Annotated in this window: 12 protein-coding genes; 11 read left to right on the top strand and 1 reads right to left on the bottom strand. The window is 37.1% G+C overall.

The genetic code is table 11. From position 1 onward, the window contains the following. Positions 1-344: 344 nt before the first annotated feature. The 7 genes from ACXM0J_RS14960 to hisC all read left to right on the top strand — a co-directional run bounded on the left by ACXM0J_RS14960 (position 345) and on the right by hisC (position 7185). A complete protein-coding gene (locus ACXM0J_RS14960) occupies positions 345-1793 on the top strand; it encodes an RNA polymerase factor sigma-54 (protein WP_086265266.1) in 1449 nt (482 codons plus the stop codon). A gap of 166 nt (positions 1794-1959) precedes the next feature. Next, positions 1960-2298, top strand: coding sequence for a ribosome hibernation-promoting factor, HPF/YfiA family (hpf, locus tag ACXM0J_RS14955; RefSeq protein WP_086265265.1), 339 nt, complete (start codon positions 1960-1962; stop codon positions 2296-2298). A 138-nt stretch (positions 2299-2436) separates the two neighbouring features. Then, positions 2437-2688: a BolA family iron metabolism protein IbaG gene (ibaG, locus tag ACXM0J_RS14950; protein WP_002115399.1), complete on the top strand. Its 252-nt coding sequence runs from the start codon at positions 2437-2439 to the stop codon at positions 2686-2688. A 6-nt stretch (positions 2689-2694) separates the two neighbouring features. Beyond that, positions 2695-3951, top strand: coding sequence for a UDP-N-acetylglucosamine 1-carboxyvinyltransferase (gene murA, locus ACXM0J_RS14945; protein ID WP_002115380.1), 1257 nt, complete (start codon positions 2695-2697; stop codon positions 3949-3951). Beyond that, complete coding sequence (hisG, locus tag ACXM0J_RS14940; RefSeq protein WP_005071248.1) at positions 3951-4634, top strand: ATP phosphoribosyltransferase; 684 nt, start codon at positions 3951-3953, stop codon at positions 4632-4634. The genes murA and hisG overlap by 1 nt, the downstream gene beginning before the upstream one ends. Positions 4635-4740: 106 nt before the next feature. Further along, on the top strand, positions 4741-6030 hold the full coding sequence (gene hisD, locus ACXM0J_RS14935) for a histidinol dehydrogenase (RefSeq protein ID WP_086265264.1): 1290 nt from the start codon (positions 4741-4743) through the stop codon (positions 6028-6030). 69 nt (positions 6031-6099) lie between these two features. Continuing rightward, positions 6100-7185, top strand: a complete 1086-nt coding sequence (gene hisC / locus ACXM0J_RS14930) for a histidinol-phosphate transaminase (protein ID WP_086265263.1) — start codon at positions 6100-6102, stop codon at positions 7183-7185. Positions 7186-7188: 3 nt separating this feature from the next. Here the strand turns inward: hisC and ACXM0J_RS14925 are convergent, their stop codons facing one another. Then, a complete protein-coding gene (locus ACXM0J_RS14925) occupies positions 7189-8541 on the bottom strand; it encodes an anthranilate synthase component I family protein (RefSeq protein WP_086265262.1) in 1353 nt (450 codons plus the stop codon). A 358-nt stretch (positions 8542-8899) separates the two neighbouring features. Here ACXM0J_RS14925 and filA point away from each other — a divergent pair, with 358 nt between their 5' ends. From filA to filD, 4 genes are all read left to right on the top strand, one after another. Next, positions 8900-9751, top strand: a complete 852-nt coding sequence (gene filA / locus ACXM0J_RS14920) for a putative pilus system protein FilA (RefSeq protein ID WP_199993493.1) — start codon at positions 8900-8902, stop codon at positions 9749-9751. Between the two features lie 293 nt (positions 9752-10044). Further along, on the top strand, positions 10045-10878 hold the full coding sequence (filB, locus tag ACXM0J_RS14915) for a putative pilus system C39 family peptidase FilB (RefSeq protein ID WP_014208424.1): 834 nt from the start codon (positions 10045-10047) through the stop codon (positions 10876-10878). 45 nt (positions 10879-10923) lie between these two features. After that, entirely contained in the window at positions 10924-12123 is a 1200-nt protein-coding gene (gene filC / locus ACXM0J_RS14910) for a putative pilus system protein FilC (RefSeq protein WP_213034419.1), read from the top strand. Positions 12124-12135: 12 nt separating this feature from the next. After that, a complete protein-coding gene (gene filD, locus ACXM0J_RS14905; RefSeq protein WP_014208426.1) occupies positions 12136-13800 on the top strand; it encodes a putative pilus system OmpP1/FadL family transporter FilD in 1665 nt (554 codons plus the stop codon). Positions 13801-13807 lie beyond the last annotated feature (7 nt).

Raw genomic sequence — 13807 nt, 5'->3', positions numbered from 1 at the left:
ATTGTGTGGGAAAAATATATTTGTAGGAAATAAATATAAAATAGTAAGCTATGATTTGAATCTTTAAATTTAATAGAAAAAACTATACAACCGAAGGGTAATCAATTAAACAAAATTAAAATAGAACAAGCTCCTCCTAATTAACTTTTTATAACAAGATTTTGTGTCTGACTTTATATTGGAACCATGTTTGATAGAATTAATTTAATAAGATTATTTTTATAATTGGAAAAATCTCTTTTTTCTTCTACAAATTTCAGTTGGATATGTATGACAAATGGAGACTATATGTTATAAATGTTGAATAGGCATGATTTTTGCTTGTTTTATGGAAAATGAAATATATGAAATTATCTGTTGGATTGAAAGTAGCGAATTCTCTATCGTTAACACCTCAATTGCAGCAGGCGATTCGTTTGTTACAACTCTCTAGTTTAGAGCTTGAACAGGAAATTCAGATTCAACTAGATAGTAATCCTTTGCTTGAAAAAATAGAAGAAGAGTCGTTAACGGAAAGTCTGTCTACATTAGAAAATAAAGAATCGGATGATTTAACAACGGAACTAAATGCAAACCATTTGCCTGATGATTTGCCCGTTGATACTGAGTGGGATGATGTTTATACCCATCAATCAACAGCTTTAGCTACTCCAGAATTTGAAGAGCGGGAAGATAATCGCCAAGTTCAATTATCTCTTAAGGAACATATTTTAGAACAAGTTAATCTTTTGCATTTTTCTAAAATTGATCAATTAATTGCTTATTGTATTGTTGATGCATTAGATGATAAAGGTTTCTTGGATGCTGAAATTGAAGAAATAATTTTAGCTGCACAACAATTATTGAATGAAATGGATATCGAGGAGGAGATTGAGGAGGATGAAGTTTTAGTTGTCTTAAAACACATTCAACGACTGGATCCTTTAGGGATTGGTTCGCGTAATTTAGCGGAATGTTTAAAGATACAGCTAGAGTTTCTACCAAAAGATGTTGAATATCTAAACGAAGCAAAAAATCTATTACAGTATTATGAGCTTTTGATAGCTAATGATCTTAATAAATTACTTAAACAAACTGGTTTAACGAAAGACCAATTAAAGTTTGCAATCAATCTTTTAAAAACGTTAAAACCTTATCCTGGAATGGATTTTGATAAGCAAGAATCTGATTATCAAATTCCCGATGTGGTGGTTTCAAAAAAAGATTTACATTGGCAGGTTCAGTTAAACCCAGATGTACTTCCTAAATTAAGAATTAATTCTTTTTACTCTAGTATGATTCGTAGAGCAGATCAGAGTGAGGATAATTTATATTTACGTAATCAAATGCTTGAGGCGAAAAACTTTATCAAAAGCATTGATGAAAGGCATAAAACGTTATTAAAAGTAGCTTCTTGTATTGTGGAGCATCAAAAAGCCTTTTTGGAAATAGGTCCTGAAGCAATGAAGCCGCTAGTTCTTCGAGATGTGGCAGAAGAAGTCGAATTGCATGAATCTACAGTTTCTCGTGTAACTACAAATAAATATATGCTTACGCCTCGTGGTCTATTTGAGCTGAAATATTTTTTCTCTAGTCATGTAGGAACAACAGCAGGAGGAGAGGCCTCTTCTACCGCAATTCGGGCAATGATTAAGAAACTAGTCGCAAATGAAAATCCACGTAAGCCTTTGTCAGATAATGTAATTGCTACATTATTAAAAGATGAGGGAATTGAAGTGGCTCGAAGAACGGTCGCAAAATATCGAGAATCGTTACATATTCCTTCGTCCTCTGAAAGAAAAGTCTTGATCTGAATTTTGAAGTATGGCTATTCTAGAGATTCATTATGACGAAATAATGAAATTTCATTTTCACCAAGAGAGTAACTAAAATGGTTTAATTGTTCCTAGATTTCTTTTGATGGCATTAAATCGTTTTAGTTCTTCTTTAGATAACCTAAAAAAGGTGAGGGATAGAATTATGCAATTAACGATTCGTGGACATCATTTAGCAATTACACCAGCTATAGAAGAAAATATTAAATCAAAATTTAATCAGTTAACGAAACACCTGGATCAGGTGAATAGTATGCAAATTAAATTAACAAAAGATCATCAAATTGATAAGCGCTCTCATAAAGGTAGTTCGAACCATGTTGCAGAAGCTATTGTAAGATTGCCGGGAATTGAGCTGTTTGCTCAGGCAACTGCTGATGATATGTATACTTCAATTAAAAAACTAACTGAAAAATTAAAAAAACAATTATTAAAATATCGGAAAATGCAGTGTACTTATTCGCAAGTCGCTGTTTCTATTTAATAAGTTTTATATAATTAAGAGAGGCTTGAAATATAGCCTCTTTTTTATTGATAAAATATAAACACGTACTGAATTCTTTGAAAAAGTTATAGTAAAATACTTCGTTTTACACCTTAGGTTGTGTCAGAGGTCTTTGCAATGAATAGTGAACAGCTCACTCAAATTTTAAAAGAAGCTTTCCCTGAAGCGGAAGTAGCGGTGAGCGGACAGGCCGGAAAATTTGACCTCCGTATTGTGGATGATCAATTTGACGGTAAGCGTACTGTTGCTCGCCAACAATTAGTTTATGCACCATTAAATACTTATATTGCAAGTGGCGAAGTTCACGCGGTGACAATTCGTGCAATGACCAAAGATGAATGGCGTAAAGCAAGCCTTTTCGGAGCTTAAATATTAATGGATAAATTTTTAATTACGGGCGGTGTTAAGCTCGACGGGGAAGTGCGCATTTCTGGTGCTAAAAATGCAGCTTTACCATTACTTGCTGCAACTATTCTTGCAGACTCTCCAATTACGATCACTAATGTTCCAAATCTTAAAGACGTAAATACTTTGGTCAAGTTGATTGGTGGGTTAGGGGTTACAATCGGCTATGAAAATGACACAGTAAAAGCTGATACCTCTACTTTAGATAATCAGTTTGCTCCTTATGAATTAGTAAAAACAATGCGTGCTTCAATTTTGGTTTTAGGACCCTTATTAGCACGTTACGGTAATGCAAAAGTTTCTTTACCTGGTGGTTGTGCAATTGGATCACGTCCAGTTGATCAACATTTAAAAGCTTTAGAAGCTTTAGGTGCACATATTGAAGTTGAAAATGGTTATGTCCATGCTTCAGTTGAAGGTCGTTTAAAAGGTGGTGAAGTTGTTTTTGATATGGTTACCGTTGGCGGTACTGAAAACATCTTGATGGCTGCTGCACTAGCTGATGGTGTTACGACAATTCGTAATGCAGCTCGTGAACCTGAAATCACTGACCTTGCTCAAATGCTCATTAAAATGGGTGCGAAGATTGAAGGACTTGATACTGATACTCTTGTTGTAACAGGCGTAGAAAGTTTGCATGGCTGTGAATATGCCGTTGTAGCTGATCGTATCGAAACGGGTTCTTATTTGGCCGCTGCTGCAATTACGGGTGGTCGTGTCAAAACTACACATACCGATCCCGCATTACTTGAATCTGTTTTAGATAAGTTTGAAGAAATGGGTGCTGAAGTCACTCGTGGTGATGATTGGATTGAACTTGATATGTTAGGCAAACGCCCTAAAGCCGTAAGTTTTAGAACTTTGCCACATCCAGAGTTTCCAACAGATATGCAAGCTCAGCTTATGGCGGTAAACGCTATTGGTCGTGGATTTGCAACTATCTCTGAAACGATTTTTGAAAATCGTTTTATGCATGTTCCTGAATTGTCACGTATGGGCGCTAATATTCAGGTTGAAGGTCATGATGCTGTCGTAACTGGAGTAGAAACTTTACAGGCTGCACCTGTAATGGCAACGGATTTGCGTGCTTCGTTCTCTTTAGTTTTAGCAGCTTTAGTTGCAGAGGGAGATACCTTAATTGACCGTATCTACCATATTGACCGTGGTTATGAGCATGTCGAAGAGAAACTTCAAGGTTTAGGTGCCAAAATTAAGCGAGTAAGTTAATGAATGATGTAAGAAACGATGATCCTAATTTTGATGTGATGGGCAATTTTGATCATGGTTTGACCTTGGCACTCAGTAAAGGCCGTATCTTAAAAGAGACGTTACCTTTACTAGCTACAGCGGGTATTAATTTGCTCGAAGATCCGGAAAAGTCCCGTAAACTGATTTTTCCTACTACGCATAAGCAAGTACGTATTTTAATTCTACGTGCATCTGATGTACCTACCTATGTAGAGAATGGCGCAGCAGATCTAGGTGTAGCAGGTAAAGATGTGTTGATGGAACACGGTGCTCAGCATGTATATGAGCTACTTGACCTGAAAATCGCTAAGTGTAAATTGATGACTGCTGGTAAAGTGGGGATGGAGCGTCCAAAAGGCCGTTTAAAAATTGCCACGAAATATGTCAATCTTACACGTCAATATTATGCAAGCCTAGGTGAGCAAGTCGATGTGATCAAGCTCTATGGTTCTATGGAGCTGGCGCCTTTGGTCGGTTTGGGCGATTACATTGTGGATGTTGTTGATACGGGTAATACGCTAAGAGCGAATGGTCTTGAGCCATTAGAGGAGATCTGCAAAGTCTCTTCACGTTTAATTGTAAATAAAGCCAGTTTTAAACGTAAGCAAACTCTATTAAACCCAATCATTTCACAGCTCGAGCAAGCTGTTCAATCACGTTAAAAGCAATTTCCCATCATGCTTTTGTGATAGTTGCTTCAGATGATGCCCACAAGCGCTTAGAAAAAGAGTAAACTTGTTTTTTCTTTTTCGCCTTGTGGGTAAATTGATGCGACGTTTATCGACTCAAGATCAGAACTTCAAACAGGTTTTTGCTGAGCTTTTAGCATTTGAAACCGTGAATGATCTTAATTTAGTGCAAACAGTAGATCAAATTATTGCTGATGTTCGTCAGCATGGTGATGATCATGTTTTAAAGCTTACTCAACAGTTCGATCGACATCCTGCGCATCAATTTTCAGATTTAGAGTTATCTCAACAACAGCTTAAAACTGCTTTTGATAATTTAAGCCCAGAAATTCGCGATGCTCTTCAGTTAGCAGCAACTCGTATTCGTACATTTCATGAAGCTCAAAAACAAGATAGCTGGACTTATGTAGATGATTTGGGCAATACATTAGGGCAAAAAGTCACGCCTCTAGACCGTGTGGGTATTTATGTACCAGGTGGTTTAGCATCTTATCCGTCTTCAGTTTTAATGAACGCTGTACCCGCCCACGTTGCTGGTGTACCTGAAATTATTATGGTTGTTCCTGCGCCAAATGGTGAACTAAATCCATTGGTTCTCGCTGCGGCTTACCTTGCGGGAGTTAGTCGAGTATTCACCATTGGGGGGGCGCAAGCAGTAGCGGCTCTTGCCTATGGTACTCAGACCATTCCACCTGTAGATAAAATCACTGGTCCGGGGAATCGTTTTGTAGCAGCTGCTAAACGTGCTGTGTTTGGTCAAGTCGGCATCGATATGATTGCCGGACCTTCTGAAATTTTAGTATATGCAGAAGGTGAGAATAATGCAGATTGGTTGGCTATGGATGTCTTATCACAAGCTGAACATGACACTGTGGCTCAAGCTATTTTTATAACTCCAAATGAAGCTTTGCTTAATGCAGTCGAGTTGGCAATTGAAAAGCATTTAAATGAATTGCCAAAGGCAGATATCGCTCGAACTTCAATTAAAAACCGTGGTGCTTTGGTATTAGTTAAAGACCGCGCAGAAGCAATTGAGTTAATTAATCAGGTTGCACCAGAGCATTTGGAACTGTGCTTAGATGATGCTGAAGCCATGAGCGAAGAGATTCGTCATGCTGGAGCAATTTTCATGGGACGTTATACACCTGAAGCAATCGGTGACTATTGTGCGGGTCCAAACCATGTATTGCCGACATCAGGAACTGCTCGTTTTTCTTCTCCGTTAGGCGTTTATGATTTCCAAAAACGTTCGAGCTTGATTATGTGTTCGAAAGATGGAGTTAAAACGTTAGCTAAAACAGCCGACATATTAGCTGTCCAAGAGAACTTAGATGCCCATGCACGCTCAGCTCGCTATCGTTATCAATAAGCTTATAAACCTTGCAGTTTTTTAATTATTACTCAGGGCTGATTTTCAGCCCTTTTTTGAGATAAGACCATGACTTTATCTACAGCACAAATGCGCTTTTGGAGTCCAGAAGTTCGTGAATTAGAGCCTTATGTTCCGGGTGAGCAACCTAAAATTCAGAATTTATTGAAACTCAATACGAATGAAAATCCATATCCGCCATCACCAAAAGTAGTTGAAGCGGTTCTAGCTGTTTTAACTCATCAAGCTGATGCATTACGTTTATATCCCGATCCAGATGCTACAGCTTTAAAGCAAGCAATTGCTAAACAACAGAATATTGAAGTATCTCAAGTTTTCGTTGGAAATGGCTCTGATGAAGTACTTGCTCATATTTTTAAAGCATTTTTTCTTCAAGACGAACCTATTCTTTATCCAGATATCACTTATAGCTTTTATCCAGTTTATAGTCAGTTCTTTGGAACAAAAACTAAAGAAATTCCGCTCAATGAAAATTTTGAGATTGAAGTTAAAGATTACGCGCAACCAAATGGTGGGGTTATTATTACCAACCCTAATGCTCCAACAAGTATTGCACTAGGCTTAGCCGAAATTGAACAAATTTTAAAAGCTAATCCAGATCGGGTGGTTGTCATTGATGAAGCTTATGTTGATTTTGGTGCAGAATCAGCGGTGAGTTTAGTAAATCGCTATGAAAATCTGGTTGTGTGCCAAACAACTTCAAAATCTCGCTCTCTTGCGGGTTTACGCGTTGGCTTTGCGATTGCTCAGTCTCATTTAATTGCGGCTCTTGAAGCTGTCAAAAATAGTTTTAACTCATATCCTATTGACCGTTTTGCAATTGCAGCCGCGGTAGCTTCTTTTGAAGATCAGGCTTATTTTGAAGAACAATGTCAAAGAGTTATTTCTAGTCGTGAAAAGCTAGTAGATGATTTAACTGCTTTGGGCTTTAAAGTTTTACCTTCTAAAGCAAACTTTATTTTTGCTTCTCACTCATCGCATGATGCAGGTCAGCTTGCACAGCAATTACGTGAGCAGGGCATTATTGTGCGCTATTTCAATAAGCCTCGTATTAATCAATTCTTGCGAATTACTGTAGGAACTGATGAGCAAAATGAGCGTTTAATACAAACATTAAAACAAGATATTCTCTAAATTTTACTCTGCTGTGCTGTTCATCAAGTTCAGCATAGCAGAGACTTTATCAAGACTTTCTTGATATTCTGCTTCTGCATTTGATGCAATTGTAATACCTCCACCAGCCCATAAAGAAAGCTGATTCTGATATTGTTGAAAACTGCGGATAAGAATATTCCAGCGGCCTGTTCCATCAAAATTGAAATACCCTAATGTCCCGCAATATGCACCTCTTGCTTCTTCTTCCAACTCTTCAATAATTTGCATTGCCCGAATTTTTGGGGCACCTGTGATTGAGCCTCCGGGTAAGGCTGAAAGCAACATTTGCATAGGATTGATATCGTCTTTAAGAGTCGCAACGATCTCGCTTACCATGTGATGTACTTGATTAAAACTTTCAATCTCGAATAGTTTTGTCGTTTTTACAGATCCTGTATTGGCATAAATGCTCAAATCATTACGTAATAAATCGACAATCATCACGTTTTCAGCTTGGTCTTTTGGAGAGTTTTTTAAGGTTTGTTTAGAAATATAATCTTTTTCTATATTTTCATAGCGAGGCATTGTGCCTTTAATAGGTCTAGTTTTAATTTGTTTATTTTGATTAAATTCGATGAAAAGCTCGGGAGAGCAACTTAATAACTCAAAATCATCTAATTTTAAATAACCTGCATATGGAGCATTTGTAAGTTTCCATAGATCTTTAGCTTTATTTAATAAGGATCCTGAAAATTTAGCTTTAAACTCTTGGGTTAAATTAATTTGATAGCAGTCTCCAGCCTTAATATATTCTTGTATTTTATAGAAAGCATTGAGGTATTGTTTTTTAGACCATCGGGGTTGAATGGTGGTTTTTAATTCAAATATATTTTTAGAGTTATCAGAAATAAAATTCTGTATTTTATTTTCAATATATGAGAATAGGCAAAGAGCATCTACTTCATCACTAAAAAAATACCAGTCATTATCTATATATTTTAAAAAAGAACGATATTGGCCTATGAATAAAGAAGGTTGTATATGATTTTTACCCTTAATAAATTGATGCGCACTGAAATCATAACTGATAAAGCCAATATAACCTCCCATAAAACTTGTTATAGTCTGAATATTATTTTTTGAATTAACTTCTTTAAACTGAATGAAATCTATTAATTGGTTTGGTTTTGATATATTTTTATATTCATCAAAGTTTTGACGCTCAAATTCTAAATAATTTTCATCTTGAATTAGAATATATTGTTGAGGAAGAAATCCAATAATTGGATTGTTGTTATCATTTAAATAAATAAGCCCATTTAATCCGTCTAATTTTTTTAAAATATCGGCAGCATTTTTACCATGTAAAGAGATTTTTTTCTTTAACTGAGACATTTTTAAATAAGAGACAGCGGTTAAGGAGAGAGTAATTAGTTTACTACAAGTTGTAGTTCATCAATAGAAAGTCTTTTAACTGATAATCTTTTTTGCTGATAAAATGAACGAAAATTTAACTTAGGATTTATGGTTTTTAGCAGGGTTTATTAAGAAAAACTTGAGCGTACCGTTTGTCGGGTAGTTGGCAAAAAATGCACAACACTAGTTGAACAAAAATTAACGTAGATGTAATTTAGTAATTGCTAAGCAAACCTACTCAAGGATTGGAAGTTTCGGTTGCCATATAAAGAAAAATGCAACTTGAGACAATGAGAGTGGTTAAGTCAAAAAATAAATGCTCTTGGGAGAGTGCTCAATGAAAATGTTTACTAAACTTGCTTTAGTTTCTTCTTTAGCTATCAGCGCAAATGCAATGGCAATGCAGTCAATGGATGATGCTGCACTTAGTGCTGCTACAGGTCAAGATGGTATTAATATCGGTATCGCTTTAGGTGCTGGCGGTATTTCTATCGATAAAGTATTTATTCATGATAATGATGGTTTAAACCCTACTACAGGTATTACTGGTGCTGCAGCAACTGCAGGTGCGATTGTAGTAAGTGGAGTAGAGGTTACACAGGTTGATCAAACTGCTAATTTGTTAGACCTTAAAATTGACAGCGTTGGTGCTTCGGGTACAAACGGCGCGTTTTTAAACGTTGCTGCAAACGTGGGTGCTGTTAATGTAAGTGTTGGTTCTATTGGTGTGGGTACTTCTGGTACTTTAAATACAACTACTGCTGTACGTGGTATTACTGAAACTGCTCCAACTGAAATTATCTCTGGTTTAGATTTGTCTCTAGGTGCAATTTCAGCGAATGTACAGTTAGGTTCTACTCCACAAGGTGCAATGATTAAAGTGAATTCAAGCTTACAGGGTGGTTTAACCTTATCTAACTTCGGTATTAAAGATGCTGCAGGTGGTGGTGAAATCTTCTTGGATAAAGTTATGGTCCGTGGCGCTGGTAATACGACTGGTGATTTAGATGTTGATGCTAACATTTCAGTTGTACCAACCGGTTTAAAAATTCAAAATAATAGTGCACAAGGTATGAATGTTTATGTACAAGGCGTACATTTAGGTGCCGCTGCTAATGCTTCAATTGGTGATGTTGAGATTCAAGGTTTAAATGTAGGAACTTCTACAATTACAATTTCAGGTCACTAATCTGAGTTTTTAATAAAAAAGCGCGTTTATTACGCGCTTTTTTATTTATTAATTGACTAATATATAAAAATATATTTCTTATTGATAAAAATAAGCTGTTAAATTAAAAATCTATTTAAACGAATCACACAAGTCTCTCTATTTTCATAAAACTAAACGTTCATCAAAAAAAAGTAAAAAAAGGCTGTTTTTTTCAAAAAAAAAAGGTATCTTCATCACACAGGGATGTAGAGCTATTGCTCTAAGAATAAAATGAATAAGGCCAGTTAGGCCACCATTTAGAACAAGTGCTTATGTTAGAGATTGCTTTAGGCTCAGCATTGATATATTACTTTGCGACAGAAGCCTTCGAAATAGAAAAAAAACCACCGGGAACTGTTTATTATACAGAGACCGCCGATTCACGTAATTTATCTTTTCGCCGTAATCATATTGAACCAGTTCAGATTAAACCAGCTGTAGAAGATCAGTTCCGAGGTATTGTTCGACAAGCTTATGACTATAGCTGTGGTTCAGCTGCTCTTACTACACTTTTAAATGGTTATGTGGGAACTAGTTTGACTGAACAGCAGACTATGAGCGGTTTACTACAGTATGGTGAATATCAACGTATTATTGAACGTCGAAGCTTCTCACTACTTGATATGAAGCGCTTTGTTACTGCTATTGGTTTGGATAGTGGCGGTTATCGAGGGGAGTTTTCGGATTTAGTCAATCTTGGACAACCTGCAATTGTTCCAATTTCTTATGCTGGTTTTAAACATTTTGTCGTATATAAAGCTTATAAAGATGGACGAGTCTATGTTGCTGATCCTGCATTAGGGAATATCAGCTTTGATGAAAATCGTTTTAAAGAGGTTTGGGATAATAATACATTATTCGTTGTTTCTGTTCCTGAATCTCAACGTAAAGACCTATTGGCCTTAAAAGACTCAGATATGCGTCATGTGGAAGATGCAACTGTTAACCGTTATGCCTTTGTGGATGTGCAATATCCAACATTCAATTATGACCGTTTAGCAAATAAAGCATCAACTATGCGTAGGGTACTGGATAAAGACCCAAATTCTGCAACCTATAATCAGCCAATTGAAACATATATGCGTCTTTACTATAAACGTAAATAATCAAATATGAATTGAGTAAAATAAATACATTAGGTGGGAAGAAACATGAATAATCGATGGATGAAGATGAGTGTGTTGGCATTAAGTATGAGTGCTATTACGGGCACACTTTATGCAAATGACCAAGTCGCACAAACTGAAGCTGAAGCTCAAAACACCACAGTTGTTTCTGATGCGAGTACAGGATCAGTAGTAACATCAGCAACAGATTCAGTTCAAGAAACGAGTACAACTCCAGCTACAGATGTTGTAACTACTGAACCTGCTCCTGTTGAGGCAGCAAATACTGGAGCTAATCAAGCTGCTACTGCTTTACAGAAAAAAGAAGGTGATGCGACTCAAGAAACAAATTTACAAGAAGTATTTACTTCAAATGAACGCCAATATTCATTGATTAAAAGAGGTGTATTTTCAGCCTATTACGATCTTGATTACACCTATTATCGCGATACTCGAATTGATTTAGCTTTAGCTGATGATTCATCTCAACTTAACCGTTTACGTGTTGAAGAAGATGCGAATCATACTTTAACGAATAGTTTTACTGTTCAATATGGGATATTGGACAACTTAACATTATCTGCAACAGTTCCTTTTGTTGCAAAATCTGAAATTGTTAGGGATACAACTGCAGCGGGTTTAGGTGATATTTCTTTAGGAGCACGCTGGGAACCTTTCCCATTAAAGCAAGGCCGACTACCATTAGTACTATTCGGTAACCTATCAACAAAAACTGGGGATAGCCCTTACGAAATTGGTTTAGATGAGCTTTCAACAGGTAAAGGATATTACTCTGTTGGGGTAGGAGCAAGTACGCGTAAATATATTGATCCAGTGGTTTTATTTGCCTCGGCATCTGCCAATTATGGATTTAAAGAAACGGGTTTAAATCAGGCACGTGGTGGCGGGGCGAATGGTCCTCGTTATCTAGAGAGTTTTGACCCTGGTATTAGTGGTGGTTTCTCTTTCGGTTTTGCTTACTCATTTAACTATGACGTTTCATTAACCATGTCATATCAACAAAGCTTTAACATGGATGCTGAGTTCCAGTTTAAGGATGGCGAGTCATATCAGTCGCCAGATCAAAGTAGTGCGATGTTGTCCTTTGCTTTAGGTGTACGTGTTTCACCTGAAACGATTGTTAATGGCACAGTCGGTATTGGTTTAACCGAAGATGCACCAGATGTTTCGCTTGGTCTATCTTTCCCGTTAGATTTTATAGGCTTTGGCAAAAAAACAAAATAAGGAGATAGGCAGGTGAAATATCCTAAATTATGTCCTTTAACGGCGGCAATTGTGATCTCCGGTTTTTCTAGCTTTGCCAACGCTCAATTAGGACAAAACCTAGCTGTTGATATCCGTTCACTATCGATGGGGAATGCTGTAACTGCAGATCCGCCTGGTATTAGTGCAATTCACTTTAACCCTGCGGCTTTAGCGAAAATTGATGGGTTACAGACAGATGTGCAAGGAATTTTAGCGAACTTTGATATTCAACGTGAGTTCTCGGCCCCCCCTGGTTATAACGTTTTTGGCTACTCAGATGACCCTCTTGTTTGTAATGATGGCCCAGAAGTTACAGCTAATATTTGTACTGATTTTAAAGGCCCTGTACGTGGTGATGTTGAATACGCTAGCTTATATATTCCAATTCTAAAAAAAATGGTTGATTTAGGAGAGGGGTATCCACTCGCTGCTCCTACCGCAGGGATTGCCTATAAACCACCAGGTTCAAAGTTGACCTATGCTACTGCAATTTATGCACCTTTAATTGCAGGTTTTGGAGCTGAAAATGGTAACGCTGGAAACTTTATGGGCCAGCAAGTTGCTGTTGAGCGGATTACTTATTTGTCTCCATCTTTTGGTTATCAAGTAAATGACCATTTGTCGATCGGTGCCTCTGTGGGTATGTCTTATAACGCGCTTGCCATGAAAACCGATTTACGTTTTCCCAATGATATGATTGGGGTGTTGCGTATGGTTGATGATGTTGTGTGTGGGCCCTTCAAAGACAATAACGATATGATTACTAATCTATTGCTATTTGGCTTATGTAATACTCAAGAAGGTATGAATCCATTCAAGAAAATGGGATCACTTCAAGTTTCTATGGAGCAGTCTTTAAGCCCAAGCTATAACTTGGGACTAATGTGGGAACCGACAGACGATTTTGGCTTTGGTATGGTTTATCAAAGTGCTGCTAAAATGCGTATGAAAGGGAAATACCTAATTAATAATGCTAAGGCTCCTCAAGAATTAATTAAAGGCTTAAACTCATCAGCTACAGGTCAGGTCTTGGCTCGAATCCTCGGTTTACCGGGGAATGTACCAAGCTCTGAGGCTGGACTGGCCGCGATGGATTTGGAATATCCTGCACATTTCCAAGCAGGGATTAAATATAAAATATTCCCTGATTTACAAGTTAACTTTGATGTGGGTTGGACTGATTATTCTGCATGGGATAAGTTCAAGTTTGAATTTGATAGACAGATTACCTTACTCAAAGTTGCCAAACTTTTATCAAATGATGTGACAGATGCATCATTAGCTTTGCCTCTAAAGTTTACCTCACCATGGAGCTGGGGTATTGGTTTAGAGTATTCCGCAACAGATCGTTTGAAGTTACGTGCTGGTTATGAGCCTCGTGCTAGCGCTATTCCAAATGACAAACGAAATACCATGATTCCAATTAATAATGCGCAGTTATTTGGTTTGGGGATTGGGTACCGATTTGATGCAGATACAGATTTGGATCTTTCAGTTGGTTTCTTACGTAGCCGCGATAATATTCCAGCAGGGACTAGTACCTTATCTAATAAAACGGGAGTTGATAATATTCTGTTAAACCCTTATGCCGGTTTGGATGTTAAAACAAATACCAAAGTTACAGTACTCGGGTTAAATTATAGAACAAAATGGTAAAATTAAA

This window comes from Acinetobacter sp. GRABPA_MV_2 (genome assembly GCF_056725885.1).
The sequence above is the reverse complement of the archived record's forward strand: the minus strand, read 5'-3'. Positions and strand labels throughout refer to the sequence as shown.